18 protein-coding genes are annotated in these 19,657 nt (G+C 67.5%); 10 read left to right on the top strand and 8 right to left on the bottom strand.

All coding sequences use genetic code 11. The features are described 5' to 3' along the window. Positions 1 to 78: 78 nt before the first annotated feature. Together IPM49_04085 and uvrB are read right to left on the bottom strand one after the other, a co-directional pair. Positions 79 to 1,653, bottom strand: a complete 1,575-nt coding sequence (locus tag IPM49_04085) for a trypsin-like peptidase domain-containing protein (GenBank protein MBK9273704.1) — start codon at positions 1,651 to 1,653, stop codon at positions 79 to 81. 60 nt (positions 1,654 to 1,713) lie between these two features. Then, positions 1,714 to 3,759 carry an excinuclease ABC subunit UvrB gene (gene uvrB, locus IPM49_04080; protein MBK9273703.1) on the bottom strand — a complete coding sequence of 682 codons (2,046 nt, stop codon included), beginning with the start codon at positions 3,757 to 3,759 and terminating at the stop codon, positions 1,714 to 1,716. 95 nt (positions 3,760 to 3,854) lie between these two features. Here uvrB and IPM49_04075 point away from each other — a divergent pair, with 95 nt between their 5' ends. Further along, a complete protein-coding gene (locus tag IPM49_04075; GenBank protein MBK9273702.1) occupies positions 3,855 to 4,382 on the top strand; it encodes a DinB family protein in 528 nt (175 codons plus the stop codon). Positions 4,383 to 4,422: 40 nt separating this feature from the next. Further along, entirely contained in the window at positions 4,423 to 4,584 is a 162-nt protein-coding gene (locus IPM49_04070; GenBank protein MBK9273701.1) for a hypothetical protein, read from the top strand. Here the strand turns inward: IPM49_04070 and IPM49_04065 are convergent, their stop codons facing one another. The 4 genes from IPM49_04065 to IPM49_04050 are packed head-to-tail and all read right to left on the bottom strand — an operon-like array spanning position 4,585 to position 8,786. Then, entirely contained in the window at positions 4,585 to 6,174 is a 1,590-nt protein-coding gene (locus tag IPM49_04065; protein MBK9273700.1) for an iron ABC transporter permease, read from the bottom strand. Between the two features lie 3 nt (positions 6,175 to 6,177). Beyond that, on the bottom strand, positions 6,178 to 7,233 hold the full coding sequence (locus IPM49_04060; GenBank protein ID MBK9273699.1) for a Fe(3+) ABC transporter substrate-binding protein: 1,056 nt from the start codon (positions 7,231 to 7,233) through the stop codon (positions 6,178 to 6,180). A gap of 57 nt (positions 7,234 to 7,290) precedes the next feature. Then, positions 7,291 to 8,196, bottom strand: a complete 906-nt coding sequence (gene miaA / locus IPM49_04055; GenBank protein ID MBK9273698.1) for a tRNA (adenosine(37)-N6)-dimethylallyltransferase MiaA — start codon at positions 8,194 to 8,196, stop codon at positions 7,291 to 7,293. Further along, entirely contained in the window at positions 8,196 to 8,786 is a 591-nt protein-coding gene (locus IPM49_04050) for a hypothetical protein (protein MBK9273697.1), read from the bottom strand. Before IPM49_04050 ends, miaA begins: the two co-directional genes overlap by 1 nt. Before the next feature lie 88 nt (positions 8,787 to 8,874). Here IPM49_04050 and IPM49_04045 point away from each other — a divergent pair, with 88 nt between their 5' ends. Beyond that, a complete protein-coding gene (locus tag IPM49_04045) occupies positions 8,875 to 10,524 on the top strand; it encodes a dienelactone hydrolase family protein (protein ID MBK9273696.1) in 1,650 nt (549 codons plus the stop codon). Here the strand turns inward: IPM49_04045 and IPM49_04040 are convergent. Continuing rightward, entirely contained in the window at positions 10,521 to 11,990 is a 1,470-nt protein-coding gene (locus IPM49_04040; GenBank protein ID MBK9273695.1) for an HD domain-containing protein, read from the bottom strand. The genes IPM49_04045 and IPM49_04040 overlap by 4 nt on opposite strands. A 35-nt stretch (positions 11,991 to 12,025) precedes the next feature. Next, a complete protein-coding gene (locus tag IPM49_04035) occupies positions 12,026 to 13,237 on the bottom strand; it encodes a hypothetical protein (GenBank protein ID MBK9273694.1) in 1,212 nt (403 codons plus the stop codon). A 109-nt stretch (positions 13,238 to 13,346) separates the two neighbouring features. Here IPM49_04035 and IPM49_04030 point away from each other — a divergent pair, with 109 nt between their 5' ends. The 7 genes from IPM49_04030 (at position 13,347) to IPM49_04000 (ending at position 19,657) form a co-directional block, all read left to right on the top strand. Next, a complete protein-coding gene (locus tag IPM49_04030) occupies positions 13,347 to 13,817 on the top strand; it encodes a cytochrome c (GenBank protein ID MBK9273693.1) in 471 nt (156 codons plus the stop codon). 26 nt (positions 13,818 to 13,843) lie between these two features. Then, a complete protein-coding gene (gene nosZ / locus IPM49_04025) occupies positions 13,844 to 15,838 on the top strand; it encodes a Sec-dependent nitrous-oxide reductase (GenBank protein MBK9273692.1) in 1,995 nt (664 codons plus the stop codon). Positions 15,839 to 15,923: 85 nt separating this feature from the next. Next, entirely contained in the window at positions 15,924 to 16,511 is a 588-nt protein-coding gene (locus IPM49_04020; GenBank protein ID MBK9273691.1) for a hypothetical protein, read from the top strand. After that, a complete protein-coding gene (locus IPM49_04015) occupies positions 16,508 to 16,948 on the top strand; it encodes a nitrous oxide reductase accessory protein NosL (GenBank protein ID MBK9273690.1) in 441 nt (146 codons plus the stop codon). Before IPM49_04020 ends, IPM49_04015 begins: the two co-directional genes overlap by 4 nt. Positions 16,949 to 16,951: 3 nt before the next feature. Next, entirely contained in the window at positions 16,952 to 18,178 is a 1,227-nt protein-coding gene (locus IPM49_04010) for a nitrous oxide reductase family maturation protein NosD (GenBank protein ID MBK9273689.1), read from the top strand. Beyond that, a complete protein-coding gene (locus IPM49_04005) occupies positions 18,171 to 18,887 on the top strand; it encodes an ABC transporter ATP-binding protein (protein ID MBK9273688.1) in 717 nt (238 codons plus the stop codon). Before IPM49_04010 ends, IPM49_04005 begins: the two co-directional genes overlap by 8 nt. Positions 18,888 to 18,889: 2 nt before the next feature. Then, the gene (locus IPM49_04000) at positions 18,890 to 19,657 is read left to right on the top strand and encodes an ABC transporter permease subunit (protein MBK9273687.1); all 768 of its coding nucleotides are present in this window, start codon (positions 18,890 to 18,892) and stop codon (positions 19,655 to 19,657) included.

Below are 19,657 nucleotides of genomic sequence, written 5' to 3'. Positions count from 1 at the left end.
TTGCCGCAAGGTACGGGCGGCCTGGAAAGCGGAAGGCGACCGTGCGGGTCGCCTTCCCATGGGATCCGGAGATGCGGTTCAGCGTTCCAGCAGCAGGCGCTGCACCACACGCCGGTCGTTCTGCCGCAGGTCAACGAGGTAGAGGCCGTCCGCTTGGCCTCCAAGGTCGAGGGTGAGCCGCTCGGTGCCACGCGCCACGTTCCGCTCGGCCACCACGCGGCCCAGGGCGTCGGTGAGGCGCAGCACGGCCGTGCCATCACCCAAGGCGGGAAGCGTCACCAGCACGGTGCCGGTGGTGGGGTTGGGGGCCAGACCGATGGCGGCGGCCTCATCGAGCTCCGCAACGCTCACCGTGGCGGGATCAAGTCCGGGCAGGGTGGTGCCGCAATCGCCCAGCCATTGCTCCAGGAAGGGGAAGCTCACGTTGAACTTGCCGTAATAGTCGTTGAAGTTGAAATTACAGTTCGCCTGACCGCCGTAGAGCTGGCCCACGAGCAGGCCGTTCTGGTCCCACAGGCCGCTTCCGGAGGATCCGCCCTCGGTGGTGCCATCATCCCAGGCGGCCACCTTCCAGCACTGTGCACCGCCGTAGGATCCACTGGTCACAGGCTGCTCTTCGAAGGAGATCTTCTTGATGTCGCCCGAAGGATGATGGATGGCAGTGACGCTCGTCGCCGCCGTGGTCCCCTTGTTCCAACCCGTGTAGAAGACCTCCCAGCTGTCCTGAGGGGAACTGTTCAACTGAAGGAAGGCCATGTCCGATCCGGCATTGGTCGCCAGCTGTTGCGCCCCGCTGATGGTCTTGTTCGTGGGTGCGTTCTGGGTGGGGGTGCAGGTGGGGCTTTCCCAACGGAACCGGTAGATCGCCGTGGCCGGATTGATCCCTCCCTGCACGCAGTGATTGGCTGTGAGGAAATAAGGGGTCTCATCCTGGGCGCAGTTGTTCATCAACTGACCGGTGCAGAGCCCTCCGCCACCGCTGATCAACGCCACCGAACGGATCTGGTCCCTCCATGGATCGCCTTCCGGGCAGATCACGTTGTTGTTGCAGGCGCCGCTGTCGTTGAGCCCCTTGGTGGTGCCCATGATGTCGCGATAGGCGTGGATCACTTCGCCGATGCGCAGGTCGCCCTGACCGGCCACGGAGGCCGGTTCCACATACTCGATGGTGATGCGGTCGCCGGTCATGGGTGCCACACCCATCTGCGTGAAGCCCCCGTTGCTGGCCGCGGTGAACGCACCGAGGTGCTCGCCATTGGGCGTGTGCACGTACACGCGCGCACCTTCAGGGACCACGTAGGTCGTGAACACCATGTCGATGCTGAAGGCGGCCGGGCATTCGATGCCAAGCTGCCAGACCCTGTCCCCGTTGGAGAGCACGGTCCAACTCCCGCTGTTGTCCAACCCCAGGTCGGTGGCATGGACCACGCCGTAGCGGTACGGGCCTTTGTTCCCATTGGCCAGCCGGGCCTCATCCTCGGCGAGGAGCGGTGCGGGGTCCACCACGGGCATCACGGCCACCGGGGGCTCGGGGAGGCCATGCACCGAGCGGTCAAGACCGTAGGGGCGTCCGCCGAACTCCAACTGGGCGAGCAGGGGTGCGGCGGTCAGAAAGGCGAGGGAGGCGAAGGTTCCGGGTAGAAGGTGTTTCATGGTGTGTGCGCAACAGGACGCGCAAAGTAGCATCACGGGTGCTCCGCCCGACGCCCGATCTCAGGCTTCGTTGGAGGCCTGCTGCCGCTCCTCCAGCAGCTTGCGCATGGCGAAGAGCTCGTCGCGCAGCTGCGCGGCATTGATGAAGTCCATCTGCTTGGCCGCCTTGCGCATCTCCTGCTCCAGGATGCGGCAGTTCTCGGCGAGCTGGTCGGCGGTCATGTAGGCCACCACGGGGTCGGCGGCCAGGCTCAGGGCCTCGGGCTCCACATAGGCCTGCGGCGGTACGCGCTCGCTCGCCTCCAGCACACCGGTCTGCCGGATCACATCCTGCCGGTCGCGCCTGATCTGCTGCGGGGTGATGCCGTGCTCGGCGTTGTAGGCCATCTGCTTGGCGCGGCGCCGCTCCGTCTCGTCGATGGTGCGCTGCATGCTCTCGGTCACCGTGTCGGCGTAGAAGATGACGCGGCCGTTGACGTTCCGCGCCGCCCGCCCGGCCGTCTGGGTCAGGCTGCGGTCGCTGCGCAGGAAGCCCTCCTTGTCGGCATCGATCACGGCCACCAGGCTCACCTCCGGCAGGTCAAGGCCTTCGCGCAGCAGGTTCACGCCCACCAGCACATCGAACAGGCCCAGTCGCAGCTGCCGCAGGATCTCGATGCGTTCCAGGGTCTCCACCTCGCTGTGGATGTACTTGCACTTGACGCCGTTCCGGCCGAGGAAGGTGCTGAGCTCCTCGGCCATGCGCTTGGTGAGCGTCGTCACCAGGACGCGTTCGCTGCGCTGCTCGCGCAGCCGCACCTCGTGCAGCAGGTCGTCGATCTGGTCCCGGCTGGGCCGCACCTCGATGGGCGGGTCCAGCAGGCCTGTGGGGCGCACCACCTGCTCCACCACCACGCCTTCGCAGCGCTGCAGCTCGTAGTCCGCCGGGGTGGCGCTCACGAAGACGGTCTGGCCCAGCATGCCCTCGAACTCCGCGAAGGTGAGCGGCCGGTTGTCCATCGCGCTGGGCAGGCGGAACCCGTATTCCACCAGGTTCTTCTTGCGGCTGCGGTCGCCGCCGTACATGGCCTGCACCTGCCCGATGGTGGCGTGGCTCTCGTCGATCACCATCAGGAAGTCCTTCGGGAAGTAATCCAGCAGGCAGAAGGGCCGCTGCCCGGGCTGCCGATGATCGAAATAGCGGCTGTAGTTCTCGATGCCCGAGCAATACCCCAGCTCACGCATCATCTCCAGGTCGTACAACGTGCGCTCCTCCAGCCGCTTGGCCTCCAGGTGCTTGCCGATGCTCTTGAAGAACTCCACCTGCCGCCCGCAGTCCTCCTGGATGGCCTGCAGGGCCGCGTTCATGGTGTCTCGGCTGGTGACGAAGATGTTCGCCGGATAGATGGTGGTGCGGTCCACCGCCTCGATGGTGCGGCCGCCCTGCACGTCGAAGCGTTCCAGCCGTTCGATCTCGTCGCCCCAGAAGTGGATGCGCATGCCCTCGTCCGCGTAGGCGAGGAACACCTCGACCACATCGCCCCGCACGCGGAACTGGCCGCGCGTGGGCTCGGCATCCTTGCGGCTGTACAGCGCTTCCACCAGCTGAAGCAGCAGCTTGTTGCGGCTCACCTTCTGTCCGGTGCGCACCTCCACCATGCTGCGGTGGAACTCCGCCGGGTTGCCGATGCCGTAGATGCAGCTCACGCTGGCCACCACGATCACGTTGCGCCTCCCGCTCAGCAGCGCGCTGGTGGCGCTCAACCGCAGCTTCTCGATCTCCTGGTTGATGCTGAGGTCCTTCTCGATGTAGGTGTTCGTCGTGGGCAGATAGGCCTCGGGCTGGTAGTAGTCGTAGTAGCTCACGAAGTACTCCACCCGGTCGTGCGGGAAGAAGTGCTTGAACTCGCCGTAGAGCTGGGCGGCCAGCGTCTTGTTGTGGCTCAGGATCAGCGCGGGCCGGTCCAGCTCCGCGATCATGTTGGCCACGGTGAAGGTCTTGCCCGATCCGGTGACGCCCAGCAGGGTCTGGAACGGCACGCCTTCCCGCGCGCCGGCCACCAACTGGCGGATGGCCTCGGGCTGATCACCCGTGGGGATGAACTCGGAAACGAGCTGGAAGGGCACGCGTCAGGGGAGTGTCACAAAGGTAGGTCCGCCACCCGCCGGGCACCCTTGTCGGGCCACTGGCGCCGTTCCAGGGCCGTCACTACCTTGCGATGATGCGACCCGTTCCCTGGAACCAGCGCCAGCTGCCTTTCGGCCGCGGATTGGATGAACTGCCCGTGCTTGTGGAGCGCGTGCGCGGCACTCCCCATCGGTTGCGTGCCCTGCTCCAGCACCGCAGCCCCGAGGCGCTCAGCCTGCGCATCAGCGGCAAGTGGAGCGTGATGGAGCACCTGGGCCATCTGATCACGCTGCAGGACCGGTTCGAGGAGCGCGTGACCGATTTCGAGCTGCGCCGGCCGCGCCTGTGCGTGATCGACCTGTCCGACCAGGACCGGGCCCTGACCGGGCAGCGGGGACGCAGCCTGGGTGATGTGCTCGAGGAGCTGCACCTGAAGCGCAAGGCCTTCCTGCGCCGTGTGGAGCGTCTCTCGCAGGCCTCACTGCTGCATGTGGCCTCGCACCCCTGCAAGGACCGCCCCATGCGTCCCATGGACATGCTGCTCTGGATCGCCGAGCACGACGATCATCATCTGGCCACCCTGCGCGGGCTGGTCTCCGGTCCGGAGGAGGACCGAACCTGAGGGGTCCTTCGTCCGTTGCTCCAGCACCTACCTTCACGCCATGTTCTGGAAGCGCATCGCCTACTACCTCAACCCGGCCACGCTGTTCGGGCGCAGCGAGGGCAACCTGAACCTGCGCTTCATGCACGGCATCAACCGCATCAGCATCCTGCTCTTCCTGGGCTGCCTGCTGGTGATGGTGGTGCGGGCGTGCACGCGGTGATCAAGCCTGCGCCCGTCGTTCCGCCAGGCGGTCCAGCACCAGCACGGGCACCAACCCGCAGAGCACGATGAGCAGGGCCGGAGGCGCCGCGGCCTCCATCGCTTCGATGCGCGCCTGTTCGAACACGCGGGTGCTCAAGGTGTCGAAGTCGAAGGGGCGCAGGATGAGCGTGAGCGGCAGTTCCTTGATGACGTCGATGGCCACCAGCACGAGCGCGGCGAGCATCACCGGCCGCAGGGCGGGGAGGTTGATGCGCAGGTAGGTGCGCACGGGGGAGGCGCCCAGCATCCGCGCCGCTTCGTCCTGTGCGATGGATTGACGGGCCAGGCCGCCCTGCACGGGGTGAAGGGCCACGGCCAGGAAGCGCACGGCGAACGCGTAGACCAGGACACCGATGCTGCCGATCAGGGTGAACGGCAGCCCCAGCGCCCGGTCCAACCCGCCGGCCGCGGTCATCACGCCCACGGCGATCACCGCGCCGGGGATGGCGTAGCCCAGCCCGGAGGCCTGCACCAGCGCCTGCACCCAGGGACCGCGGCCATGGCGCCAGGCGAAGCTCAGCAGCAGGGCCAGCAGCAGGGTGGCGGCCGCCGCCGCACCGGCCACGCCCACGGTGCGGCCCAGGGCCAGCAGGTCGGTGGCGGCCTCCCAGCGGGGAAGCACGGACCACGCATCGCCCAGCAGCTTGACCGCAGGCAGCACGAAGCCGAGCCCGAGCACCAGTCCACAGGCGGTGGCGGCCGCGCTGCCCCGTGCGCCGCGGAGGGGCGTGCGCTGAAGCGCGGGGTCTTCGGTGGCCTGTCTCCGATGGCGGCGGCTGCGGCGCTCCAGCAGCAGCAGCAGGGCCACCAGCCCCAGCAGCAGCCCGCCGATCCGCAGCGCGCTGCCCAGGTCGTAGAGTCCGCCCCAGCTCTGGAAAATGGCCGTGGTCAGGGTGCGGATGCCGTAGAACTTCACCGCACCGTAGTCGTTCAGCGTCTCCATGGCCACCAGCAGCGCGCCGCCGGCGATGGCCGGTCGTGCCAGGGGCAGCGCCACGGCGCGGAACCGTCGAACCCCGCGCGCGCCCAGCAGCCGTGCGGCGTCCAGCGCATCGCGCAGGCCGCCGGAGAACACCGCACGGGCCGGGAGGTAGACATAGGGGTAGAGCACCAGGCCGAGCACGACGCACAGCCCGGGCAGATCGACGATGTCGGGACGCCAACCGGTGGCGGCATGCACCTGGAGGCTGATGCTGCCGGTGGGGCCCAGCAGGGCGGCGTAGGTGATCGCACCGATGTAGGTGGGCACGGTCAGCGGCAGCACCAGGGCCCATCGGAAGATCCGCCGCCCCGGGAAGTCGAAGGCGGCCACCAGCCAGGCGCAGCCGGTGCCCAGTGCCGTGGCCAGGAACACCGTGCCGCCCAGGAGGAGCAGGGTCTCGCTGGTATGCGCGGGGATGATCGTGCGCCACACATGGGGCCACTCCACGGCCCTGGCGTGCCAGGGCGCGGTGAGCACGACCAGCAACGGAGCCAGCACCGGCAGGGCGAGCAGCACGGCCGCACCAGGTGCGATGCCGCGTGCGCCCAAGCTCCGACGGGTGGCCATGGCTCAGCGCCAGCCGGCGGCCTGCAGCAGCTTCACGGCCGTGGCGTTGTTCAGGCCCAACTGCGCCAGATCGAGCGTGTCGGGGGTGAGCGTGCCGAAGGACTCCAGCACCGGGTCCACCGCCACACCGCGGCGCACGGGATACTCCTTGTTGCCCTCGGCGAAGGCGCGCTGGGCTTCGGCACCCAACAGGAACTCCAGCAGGGCGATGGCCTCGGCCTCGTGCCGTGCGTGCCTGGCCACACCGGCACCGCTCACGTTCACGTGGGTGCCCGAACCGCCCATCGTCGGCAGGGCCACGGCGATCACTTCGCGGGCCCTGGCCCGTTCCGGCTCGTCGCCGCTCATCAGCTTGCCGATGTAGTAGCTGTTGGCAAGGGCCACATCGCCGATGCCCTCGGCCAACGCCAGCAGCTGGTCGGTGTCACCCCCCTTCGGATCGCGGGCGAAGTTGGCCGCCACGCCGCGGGCCCACGCCTGCGCGCTGTCCGGGCCGTAGTGGGCCACGAAGGCCGCCATCAGGCTCTGGTTGTACAGGTTCTCCGACGAGCGGGCCAGCAGCCGCCCCTTCCACTGCGGGGCCGTCAGCGCCTGGTAGGTGGGCAGTTCCTCCGCACGCACCTTGTTCCTGTTGTAGGCCAGCACGCGCGCCCGCATCGTCAGCCCGTACCAATGCCCTTCGGGATCGCGCAGCGCCGCCGGCACCACACTGTCGAGGAGCGCGGAGCGCACCGGACGCAGGAGGCCGCGCATCCGGGCCTGCCCCAGCCGCCCCGCGTCACTGGTGATCAGCAGGTCGCACGGGCTGCGCTCGCCCTCGCGCTCCAGCCGTGCCAGCACCTCGTTGTCATCGGCCAGCACCAGGTTCACCTCGATGCCGGTGGCCCGGGTGAAGGCGTCGAACAGGGCCTTGTCCGTGTCGTAGTGCCTGTGGCTGTACACGTTCACTTGGCGCGAGGCCTCGTTCCCGGTGGATCCTCCATCGGAGCAACGCACGAGCGGAAGCAGCAGGAGGAGGATGGGCCAACTGTTCAGCAGGACGGACATGTGCTTCGGCATCGATGCGGAGATGGGCGCCAAAACTAGGTCCGGCAGGTGCCGGGCCCCATACCATGATCAGGGGAGGAGCCGCAGGACCTGTTCCAGCGCGTCGCTGCCATCCCCGGGGTCCACGCGATGCCAACGGGGCTCGCGGCGCAGCCAGGTGAGCTGGCGCTTGGCGTAGTTGCGCGTGTGCTGCTTGATGAGCTCCACGGCCCGTTCGCGGGGGATCGCCCCGTCCAGATGCTGGAACAGTTCCTTGTAGCCCACGGTGTTCAGGGCGTTGAGGTGCCGGTGCGGGAGCAGGGCCCGCGCTTCGTCCATCAGTCCCGCGGCCATCATGGCGTCCACCCGGGTGTTGATGCGGGCATAGAGCACCGGGCGCGCCGGGTGAAGCGCCACGCGCACGATGTCCATGTCGGTGCGCTGTAGGGGTGCGCGGCGCTGCGCGCTGTAGGGACGGCCGGTCACCAGGCACACCTCCAGGGCGCGGAGCACGCGCTGCGGGTTCCGCGTGTCGATGCGTGCCGCGGTGGCCGCGTCGAGCCGCCCGAGATGTTGCACCAGCGCCGCCAAGCCTTCATGTTGCAGCCGTTCGCGCAACCGGCTCCGCAGCGCTTCGTCGGCCTCGGGAAGCGGATCGAGCCCTGTGACCACCGCGTCGATGTAAAGGCCGCTGCCGCCCACGAGCACCGCGCGGCCATGCTCCCCCAGGATGCGCTGCAGCACGGGCTCCGCGGCCCTCGCGAAGTGGCCGGCGCTCCAGGTGGTCTCCAGTTCAAGGTGCCCCAGGAAGTGATGCGGCACGCCCATCAGCTCCGCTCCGGTGGGCCGCGCCGTGCCGATGCGCATCGCCCGATAGAACTGCCGGGCGTCCGCGCTGATCACCTCGGTGCCCAGGTGCGCGGCGAGCCGGGCGGCCAGCGCCGTCTTGCCCGAGGCCGTGGGCCCGCCCACCACGACGAGCGTTCGCCGGACCATCAGTGGTATTCGTCGGGCAGCGGCTCGTGTCCGCTCAGCCCATCGTCCTCGCCGCCAGGGCCCAGGTCCTCATCGTCCACGAAGCCCATGTCCTCGTCCGGGTCGTACACCTCGGCGGTGTCCTCCGCATAGCTGTCGTCCTCCTCGGGGGGCAGCAGCGCTGCGTCCATGCGGCTGTTCTCCGCCGGTGGCGTGCCGAAGCTCAGCACCACACGCGGGTACTCAGCACCCTTCTCCGGGGCATGGGCGCCGATCAGCTCCACCATGAAGACCCACATGTGCAGGAAGTCGTACACGTAGAGGAAGCGCTGGCGGGTGCTGCGCATGTGGTCGCTGATGGTCACCTGGTCCATCAGGGCCGGCGGCGGTGTTCCCTCCTCGGCGAAGCCCAGGTCGGCCAGCGGGATCTCGGCCCCCTTGTTCCATTCCTCGTCGCTCACATAGAAGCACGCCATCTCACTTCCGGTGAACCCGAAGGCCTGCTTGATGGCCTCATGGAGCTGCCGGAAGTCCTGCTCGCTGCCGATCTCGATGTCGCGAAAGGCCTCGCTGGCATCGTCGAGTAGCACGCGGAAACGGTAGATGCGCATGGCGGGAATGAAGCGACGAAGCTACCGCATTGCGCGAACCGTGGACAGGCCGCCGCTGTTCGCCATAAGTTGCAGTTCCATCCGTCCCATGCACCACCTGCTTCGCCTGCTCCCGACCCTCGCGCTGCTGCTGCCGGCGCTGCTGGTCGCCCAGCCCTTCGCCATCGGCTCGCGCTCACTCACCTTCACCGATCCCACACGCGGGGGGCGCCAGATCCCATGCGATGTGTACTACCCGGCCACCGCGGCAGGGGCCAACACGCCCGTTGCCGCGGGCCGCTTCCCGGTGCTGGCCTTCGGCCATGGCTTCGTGATGACCGTGGGCGCCTATGGCAACTTCCGCGATGCCTTCGTGCCGGAGGGCTTCATCCTGGTGCTGCCCACCACCGAAGGAGGGTTCCTGCCCAGCCATGGCAACTTCGGGCTCGACCTGGCCTTCGTGATCGGTGCGATGCAGCAGCTCGATGACGATCCCGGTTCACCCTTTTTCGGCCGGGTGTTCCCGACCTCGGCCCTCCTGGGCCACAGCATGGGTGGCGGGGCATCGTTCCTGGGCGCCTCCGGCTCCAGCGTGGTGACCACGGTGGTGAACTTCGCTCCGGCGGAGACCAACCCCTCCGCCATCGCCGCGGCGGGTGCGGTCACCGTGCCCACCCTGGTATTCGCCGGCAGCGAGGACTGTGTGACCCCGCCATCCTCGAACCAGCTGCCCATGTACACGGCCAGCGCCTCGGCCTGCAAGGCCTACGTGAGCATCACCGGCGGTGGACATTGCTTCTTCGCCAACAGCAACTTCAACTGCAGCTTCGGCGAGACCACGTGCGGCGGACCGGGCAGCCTTACGCGGGCCCAGCAGCAGGACGCCGCCCAGGACCTGGCCCTGCTCTGGTTGAAGCGCTACCTGAAGGATGATCCCGCGGCCGGTGACGCGTTCGCCGACTCGCTCGCGCTGTCGCCCCGGATCACCGCGCAGAGCGTCTTCACGGACTGCCCCCCGATCGCGGTGCGGGCCCAGGTGCGTGCGCTGCTCGATGGACCGTACGACGAGGTGACCGACCTGATGGACGATGCCCTCCGCGCGCAGGGCCTGATCCCAGCGGTGGAACCGAACTCGGCCGCAGGTTTCGTGCATGTGGGCGGTGGTGCGGGGCAGTCCCTCGACCCGGCGCTCCTCGCCGTGGTCGGACCCGACGCGGTGGTGGACTGGGTCTTCCTGGAGCTGCGTGATGCGGCCACCGGGAGCACGGTGCTGGCCACGGCGAACGGTCTGGTGCAACGGGATGGCGACGTCGTGGCGCCGGACGGTGGCACACCCGCGTTCGCCGCCGCACCGGGCGGCTACCGCATCGCTGTGCGCCATCGCAACCACCTCGGCGCATGCATGGCCACCGGCATCGCCCTGACCCGGGAACCGGTTCCCGTGGACCTCTCCGATCCGCAGCTTGCCGCCTTCGGTGCGGACGCCCGCCGGCTGCGCGATGGGAAGGCCCTGTTGTGGTGCGGGAACGCCGTGCGCGATACGCAATTGAGGTATACCGGTGCACAGAATGACAGGGATGCGATGCTGGTGCGCATAGGTGGCGTGGTGCCCACCGCGACCGTCGCCGGCTACTGGCCCGAGGATGCCACCCTGGACGGGCTCGTGCGGTATGCGGGCGCAGCCAACGACCGCGACCGGCTGCTTCAATCCATCGGCGGTGCGGTGCCCACGGCGGTGCGCAACGAGCAGCTTCCCTAGTCCTCGGAAGGTCCGGTCGCCGCGGCGGTGGCGCTGAGCCCGAGCCGGCGTCCCTCCTCCAGCATCAACGCCCAGGCCTGTGCACGGTCGTTGGCGATCACGCCGTCGAGGATCGCGTCCTTGATCACGGTCTTGATGTCACCGATGAGCTTGCAGGGCGGGATCCCGAAGGCCCGCATGATGTCCTCGCCGGTGACCGGTGGCTGGAAGTTGCGCACTCGGTCCTTCTCCTCCACATCGGCCAGCTTGCGCATCACCAGCTCGTAGTTGCGCAGGTAGCGCTCCTTCTTCCGTTCGTTCTTGCTGGTGATGTCGGCGCGGCACAGGATCATCAGCGCGTCGATGTCGTCACCGGCGTCGAAGAGCAGGCGGCGCACCGCGCTGTCGGTCACTTCCTCCTTGGTGAGCGCGATCGGGCGCAGGTGCAGCGCGACGAGCTTCTGCACGAACTTCATCTTGTCGTCCAGAGGAAGCTTCAGTCGGCGGAAGATCTTGGGCACCATGCGCGCGCCCTTGTCCTCGTGGCCGTGAAAGGTCCAGCCCAGGCCGGGCACGAAGCGCTTGGTGAGGGGTTTGGCGATGTCGTGCAGCACCGCTCCCCAGCGCAGCCACAGGTCGTCGCTCACGGCGCACACGTTGTCCAGCACCTGCAGGGTGTGGTGGAAGTTGTCCTTGTGGCCGATGCCGTACTTCTCCTCGGCGCCGCTGAGGGCCACGAACTCCGGGAAGAACTGCTGCAGGAGCCCGCTGTCGCGCATCAGGTTGAAGCCGATGCTGGGCCTGTCGCAGCCCAGGATCTTGTTGAGCTCCGTGTGGATGCGCTCCGCGCTGATGATCTCCAGCCGTTGCGCGTTGCGCCCGATCGCCGCGAAGGTCCCGGGGTCGATGGTGAAGCCCAGCTGGTTGGCGAAGCGCACGGCTCGCAGCATCCGCAATGGATCGTCGCTGAAGGTGATGTCGGGGTCGAGCGGGGTGCGGATCAGCCCCTGGTCCAGATGCAGCAGCCCGCCGAAGGGGTCCACGAGCGCACCCATGCTGCCGGCGTTCAAGGAGATGGCGAGCGCGTTGATGGTGAAGTCGCGCCGCTCCTGATCGTCCTTGATGGTGCCGGGCTCCACCTCGGGCTTGCGGCTGTCGCGTCGGTAGCTCTCGCGCCGGGCGCCCACGAACTCCACCTGGAGCTCGCCGTACATGAACATGGCCGTGCCGAAGTTCCTGAACACATGCACATCGCCCGCCCCGATCCGGCGCGCCACCTGCTGCGCGAAGGCGATGCCATCGCCCTCCACCACGAAGTCGATGTCCTTGCAGGGCCTGCCGATGAGCCGGTCGCGCACGTATCCGCCGATGGCGAAGGCGGGGATGGACCGCGCGGCGGCCTCCGCCGCCACCGCCGCGAACAGCGGCTCGCCCACCGCACCATCGAGGCGGGCGGGGTCCACGGTGAAGGAATGGGCGTGGGCCATGGCGCGAAGGGCGGCAAAAGTAGGCCCGTGCGTGCTCAGGCCCGCGCGCGCGGGCCGCGGTGCGCCAACAACACCGCGATGCCCGCCGGGAGCAGCAGGCTGAAGCCGAGCAGCGTGGCATGGTAGCCGGGCAGCATGCCAAGGCCCGCCCAGAACAGCGTGCCCTGCAGGAAGAGCAACGCTTCGGTGAGCACGAGCCCCGAGGTGAACAGCGACAGCCCGATGCGCACCGGCACGGCCGTGGAGGTGAACCAGCCCCGCAGCAGGGCCATGGCGAAGAGCATCAGGGTGATGGCCCCGAGCATGTTGAGGTGGATGAAGCCGATGACGTAGTTGCGGATGGTGAAGGCCATGATGGCCACCGGCGGGAACGCCACCGCGGCCTGCATCATCACCTTGATGCCCATGACGATGAGCGCGTAGGTGACGCAGCGCCAGGCCCACAGCGGTGCGCGGTCCATCAGCAGCGCCTGCGCCCGGTGGATGGCATTGCCCGTGCGCCAGCCGGCCCACAGCTGCAACAGCACGGCCGCGGAGTTGACGGCGATGATGGTCCAGTGCCGCTCGCTCCAGGCGATGGCCAGGGCGAAGCTCAGCATGGTGGACACCACCCACAGGCGCACGGTGAAGGGATCGAGCGGGGTGGGCGATCCCTGCTGCTCGGCCCAGCGCGACCACAGCGCCAGCGCGGCGAACCAGGCCCACCCGTTGAACTGGAAGTGCAGGAAGAACTGGATGCTCCAGTAGTAGGCCTCCGTGCCGAACAGCCCGGCCGCGAGCAGGGGGCCGATGGCCCAGACCCCGACGGTGGACAGCACGAAGCCGCCCAGGGCCAGCCGCGCCAGCATGCGGCTCCCCGCCGCGGACCAGTCGAGCGTGGCCGTCCAGGCCTCCCGGACAAGCAGGTAGCTCATGATCATGTGCAGCGCGGAGGCCGTGATGGAGACCGGTCCGTAGCCCTGCACGGGAAAGCTGAACAGCATGCCGAGCACCGTGGCCTGCACGCACCAGAGGAGCACGCGCCGCCTGCGCAACGTCCGCGCATCCGGAGCATCATCCAGCAGGAAGACCATCAGCCCGATGAAGACCCAGCCCAGGAGCGCCACATGCGAGTGGGCGTGCAGCAGCGGCTTGAAGCGCACGAAGGGGATCTCCACTAGGTAGATGGCGCGCAGCACGCAGCCGATCAGGGCGGCCACCAGCAGGTCGGCCAGGGCGATGCGGTACCAGCGTCGGGTGTGGTCCATGGGCGGGTTCGCGAAAGGAGCGATGGAGGTCAGCGTTCCGAGTGACGAATATCATGTAACGGATAGATTTGTCCGTTGAGATTTGTCAACCCGCAACGAACATCTGAACATGAGCACGAGCACGAAGAAGATCGCCATCGCCGTGATGGTCCTGAGCCTGACGGCCGCCTGTGGCGGCGGCAACGATGCACCGAGCGCCGGTCCGCCGGGTGCCCCCACGCTCGAGAAGGAGAGCGCAGGAGGCGGGGCAGGTTCCAAGGCCAAGCTGTTGACGGAAGCCGATGTGACGCTGGGCGACATCGACGCCGGCATGGCCGAGCAGGGTAAGACCACCTACGACGTCAAATGCCAGGCCTGTCATAGCATGGGCGAGAACCGGGTGGTGGGACCGGGTTGGAAGGGCATCACCACGCGGCGCAAGCCGGAATGGATCATGAACATGATCGTGAACACCGACGCCATGCTGGCCGAGGACCCCGAAGCGCAGAGGCAGTTGGAGGAATGCCTGGTGCGCATGCCCAATCAGAACCTCAGCATGGAGGAGGCCCGGCAGGTCCTTGAGTTCATGCGCACCCTTTGATCGACCATCCACCACAACCAGTTCCCATGAAACGCCCCCTGATGCTCACCACCGGAACGCTGACCCTGGCCGGGCTTGCGTTCGTCCTGGTCAATTCACTGCCCGGCTGCCGCCCCACCACCACGCAGACGGTGGTGACGGGCGACGCCGCCGCCAAGGTCTATGTGAAGCCCGGTACCCACGATGAGTTCTACAACTTCGTGAGCGGCGGCTTCAGTGGCCAATTGGCCGTGTATGGCCTGCCCAGCGGTCGTCTGCTCCGCGAGGTGCCCGTCTTCAGCGTGGATCCCGAGAGCGGCTACGGTTACAGTGAGGAGACCAAGGGCATGCTGATGACCAGTTCCGGCTTCATCCCCTGGGATGACAGCCACCACCCCGAGCTCTCGCAGACCGACGGCGTGCCCGATGGCAAATGGTGCTTCATCAACGGCAACAACACGCCGCGCATCGCCCTGGTGGACCTCGGCACCTTCCGCACGAAGAGCATCATCGAGATCCCCAACAGCGCGGGCAACCACAGCTCCCCATTCACCACGGGCAACAGCGAGTACGTGGTGGCCGGCACGCGTTTCAGCGTACCCATGGGCGACGATGCCGCACGGGACGTATCCATCAGCACCTACAAGGAGAACTTCAAGGGCAACGTCAGCTTCATCCACCCCGATCCCGGGACGGGCAGGATGAGCATCGCGTTCCAGATCGCCACCCCGGGCGTGAACTTCGACCTGAGCCACGCCGGCAAAGGCCCCAGCGAAGGCTGGTTCTTCTTCAGCTGCTACAACACCGAGCAGGCCTACAGCCTGTTGGAGGTGAACGCCAGCCAGCGCGACAAGGACTTCATCATGGCCGTGAACTGGAAACTGGCCGAGCAACTGGCCAAGGACGGCAAGGGCACGCGCGTGCCCGGCAAGCACTACAGCAACTGGTGGAACGAGGAGACGCACAGCGCCGAGACGACGGTGCACGAGGATGTGCTGCAGCTTGATCCCAAGGACCATCCGGGGCTGCTCTACTTCATGCCCTGCCCCAAGAGCCCGCACGGCTGTGACGTGGACCCCACCGGCAAGTACATCGTGGGCAGCGGCAAACTGGCCGCCCTCATCCCCGTGTTCAGCTTCGAGAAGATCCAGAAGGCCATCGCCGCCAATGATGTGGAGGGCGACTTCGCCGGCATCCCCGTGCTGAAATACGAGAGCGTGCTGCATGGCGAGGTGAAGAAGCCGGGCCTCGGCCCCCTGCACACCGAGTTCGACGCGAACGGCAATGCCTACACCAGCTTCTTCGTGAGCAGCGAGATCGTCAAGTGGAACGTGGAGAAACTGGAGGTGGTGGACCGTGTGCCCACCTACTACAGCATCGGCCACCTGATGGTGCCCGGAGGCGACAGCAAGAAGCCCTGGGGCAAGTACGTGGTCGCCTACAACAAGATCACGAAGGACCGCTACCTGCCCACCGGCCCCGAGTTGACGCAGAGCGCCCAGCTCTACAGCATCGATGGTGACAAGATGGAACTGCTGCTCGACTTCCCCACCACGGGTGAGCCCCACTACGCACAAGCCATCCCGGCCGACCTGGTGAAGCCGCGCGAAGTGAAGTTCTTCAAGATCGAGGAGAACAAGCACCCCTTCGTGGCCAAGGGCGAGAAGGAGACCAAGGTGGAGCGCCGCGGCAAGGAGGTGCACGTGTGGATGACCACCATCCGCTCGCACTTCGCGCCGGACAACATCGAGGGCGTGAAGCTGGGCGATGAGGTGTACTTCCACGTGACGAACCTGGAGCAGGATTGGGACGTGCCGCACGGCTTCGCCATCAAGGGTGCCGCCAATGCCGAACTGCTGGTGATGCCCGGTGAGACCCAGACGCTGAAGTGGATCCCGACCCGCGTGGGCGTGTGGCCCATGTACTGCACGGACTTCTGCTCGGCCCTCCACCAGGAGATGCAGGGCTACGTCCGGGTGTCGCCGGCCAACAGCACGGTGCCGCTGAAAGGCGAGACCGTGTCGGTCGACGCCGGGGTCTGATCAGAACGCCATGACCAGCGCCACCCTTCCATCACCGTCCACTGCGGTGCCTGGAAGGGTGGCGCGGTCCATTTCCAGCCGAACCATGCGCCTCCATCCCGTTTCACGCGTGCTCCTTGCCCTGGCCGCCCTCGCCCTCGGCATCAATCTGGTGATGCCCATCTGGCGCATCGACCTGGGCGCGCCCCAGTACCCGGAGGGCCTCTATCTGCAGATCTTCCACGACCGCTTCGCCGGCGACATCGACAAGATCAACGGACTGAACCACTACATCGGGATGGCGCACATCAAGAACGAGATGTTCCCGGAGTTCGAGATCATGCGCTATGCGTTCTACCTGCTGATGGCCTGGGGCCTGGTCACCGCCCTCATCGGCCGGCGCGCCGTGCTGCTCAGCTGGCTCTTCGCCATCGCCGCCTTCATCATCTGGGCGGTGTGGGACATGTACGCATGGGGCTACAAATACGGGCACGAGCTTGATCCACGGGCCGCCATCAAGGTGGAGGGCATGGCCTACCAACCCCCGCTGATCGGCCACAAGCAGCTGCTCAACTTCGATGCGTGGAGCACTCCGGACGTGGGCGGATGGGCGCTCTTCTTCACCAGCGCGATCGCCACGATCATCTTTGTCCTCGAATGGCGACGTTCCCATCGCGCCGCGGTCCGCGCATGAAGGCCCGCCGGGTTCCGTTGTTCCTCCTCCCGTTGGTCCTTGGGGCCTGCGCCCCGGAAGCACCCACCATCGACCTGGGCCGCGTGGAATGCGCGCACTGCCGAATGAACGTCGTGGACGCGCGCTTCGCCGCCGCACTGATCACCAAGGGGGGGCGGCAGTACACCTTTGACGGACCGGAGTGCATGGTGCCCCACGTGAGCGGGGGCGCGATCGCCGCATCCCAGGTGAAGTCCTGGTACGTGAGCGACATCGTGCGGCCCGGCCGGCTCATCGACGCCACCACGGCGCACTACGCCCACGGCGACGCCTTCCGCAGCCCGATGCGCGGGGATGTGGCCGCCTTCGCCACCGCCGCTGAGCGTGATTCGGCCATCGCGGTCTCCGGTGGCGAGGCCTGGGACTGGTCCACCGCACAGCAACGTCTGGCCGAATAGCTCATGGCGCCACGGTCCATCCTCTGTCTGCTGGTCCTGTGGTCGCTACCGGCGTTCGCCCGCGTCCACCTGCATCGTGGCGGTGAGGGCACGCTGGCGGCGCTCGTGGCCCGCGCCGCCGCGGGCGATACCATCGTGCTGGACGGTGTGGTGAACGAGGGCACCGTGCTCATCGATCGTTCCCTGTGCCTGCTCGGTCGGCCCGGTGCCGTCATCGACGGGGGCGGGGCGGGGGAGGTGGTGGTGATCACCGCGCCCGATGTCACGCTCCAGGGCCTCACCATCCGCGGAACCCGCATCAGCAGCCTGCACGACAACGCCGGCATCAAGGTGAACGGTGCGGCCCGGCCGATCCTCCGGGCCAACCGGTTGGAGGACTGCTTCTTCGCGATCTACCTCAGCGGGGTGCGCGGGGCCGTCGTGGAAGGCAACGTGGTGCAGGGAATGGTGGTGGGCGAGGGGCAGATGGGCAACGGCATCCACCTGTGGAAGTGCAGCGAGGCCACCATCCGCCGCAACAGCGTGCGCGACCATCGCGATGGCATCTACTTCGAGTTCGTCACCGACTCGCGCATCGAGGACAACCTGTGCCGGGGCAACGTGCGCTATGGACTGCACTTCATGTTCAGCCACCGCGATACCTATGCGCGCAACGTCTTCCTCGACAACGGCGCCGGGGTGGCCGTGATGTTCAGCCACCACATCGGCATGACGGGCAACCGGTTCCTGCACAACCGCGGGGCCAGCGCCTACGGGCTGCTGCTGAAGGAGATCAACGATGGGGAACTGAAGGACAACACCTTCATGGACAACACCACCGGCCTGCTGGTGGACGGCTGCAACCGCATCCGGGCCGAGGGCAACACATTCCGCACGAACGGTTGGGCCCTGCGGCTGTTCGCCAACGCCACGGGTTGTTCCTTCACCGGCAACACGTTCTCGGGGAACACCTTCGACGTGAGCACCAACGGCGACCTGATGCTGAACACCATCGTGGCCAATTACTGGGACCGGCATCTGGGCTACGACCTGGACCGCGACGGCCATGGCGATGTGCCCTACCGGCCGGTCGGTTTCTTCGCCCTGCTCGTGGAGCGCGTCCCGTACGCCATCGTGTTCTCCCGCAGCCTGTTCGTCACCCTGCTGGACCGTGCCGAGCGCGTGATCCCCTCCCTTTCGCCCGCCGCCCTGAAGGACGACCGGCCCCTGATGCGCCCCCCGCATGGATAACGTCACCTTCACCGGTGTGGGCAAGCGCTACCGCGCGCTCTGGGCGCTGAAGGAAGTGGATGCGTCGTTCCGCACCGGCGAGGTGGTGATGGTGATCGGGCCGAACGGCTCGGGCAAGACCACCCTGATCAAGTGCTTGCTGGGCCTAGTGAAGCCCACCACCGGTACCATCCGGGTGAACGGGACGGTCATCGGCCCGGATCCCGGATACCGCCGCTCCATCGGCTACATGCCGCAGATCTCCCAGTTCCCGCCGTCGCTCACCATCGGCCAGCTGCTCGACATGATGCGCGACGTGCGCGGCCTGGCCTCCGGAGACACGGACGATGGCCTCGTGGAGGACCTCGGCCTGGCGCCCCAGCTCGACAAGCGGTTGGGCACCCTTTCCGGTGGCACCATGCAGAAGGTGAGCGCGGTGCTCGCCTTCCGCTCCTCTCCGGACATCCTGGTGATGGACGAACCCACCGCAGGGCTCGATCCCCTGAGCGCGCGCACGGTGCTGGAGCAGGCCGCGAAGGTGAGGGAACGCGGGGGCACCGTGCTCATCACCTCGCACCTGCTGGAGGAGGTGGAGGCCCTGGCCGACCGCATCGCCTACCTGCAGGACGGGTCGCTCCGCTTTCTGCTGCCCCTGCGCGAAGTCTTGACCCGCACCGGCGCGGACCGGCTGGCGGCGGCGCTCCCCCGCATGCTCGCTCCATCATCGTGACCATGGGCAAGGTGCTCTACTATACCCTGGTGGACCTGGCGCGCAACCGCTCCGTGCTGGCCTTCGCTGCCCTGCTCTTCGTGGTGGCCGAAGGGCTGTTCCTGGTGGAGGCCGATGCCGTGAAGGCGTTGCTGAGCCTGGTGCAGGTGATGCTGGCCCTGATCCCGTTGGTGAGCCTGGTGTTCACGGTGGTCTATACCTACGGGACGCAGGAGTTCACCCAATTGCTGGCCGTACAACCCATCGGGCGCGGGGCGATCCTGGGCGGACGCATGGCGGCGCTGGGCCTGGCCTTCCTGGTGGCCTTGCTTTTCGGGCTCGGCCTGCCGCTCACCGCACATGCGGCCGGGGCCACCGCCATGGTGCTGCTGGCCTCCGCCGTGCTGCTCGCCTGGGTGTTCATGGCACTGGGCACGCTCGTGGCCCTGGTGAACCGTGACAAGGCGCGCGGGGTGGGCGTGGCCCTGGCCACCTGGGCGTGCCTGGTGCTGGTGTACGACGCCCTGCTCATGGCCCTCCTCTTCGCCTTCAGCGACCGCCCCATCGAGCCGTTCGTGCTTCCCGTGGCGGCCTTGAACCCCATCGACCTGGCACGCATCGCCGTCACCATCCAGGTGGACCTGGCCGCCATGCTGGGCTACAGCGGTGCGGTCTACAAGGACCTTCTGGGCTCCGGGCCCGGCATCGCCCTGGCCCTCTCCCTCATGGTGCTCTGGATCGCCTGGCCCACGCTCGCGGCCTTCCGCGTCTTCCGCCGCAAGGACCTGTGA

Source organism: Flavobacteriales bacterium, assembly GCA_016715895.1.
Taxonomy (GTDB): domain Bacteria; phylum Bacteroidota; class Bacteroidia; order Flavobacteriales_F; family PHOS-HE28; genus PHOS-HE28.
This window is presented reverse-complemented; position numbering and strand designations above follow the sequence as displayed.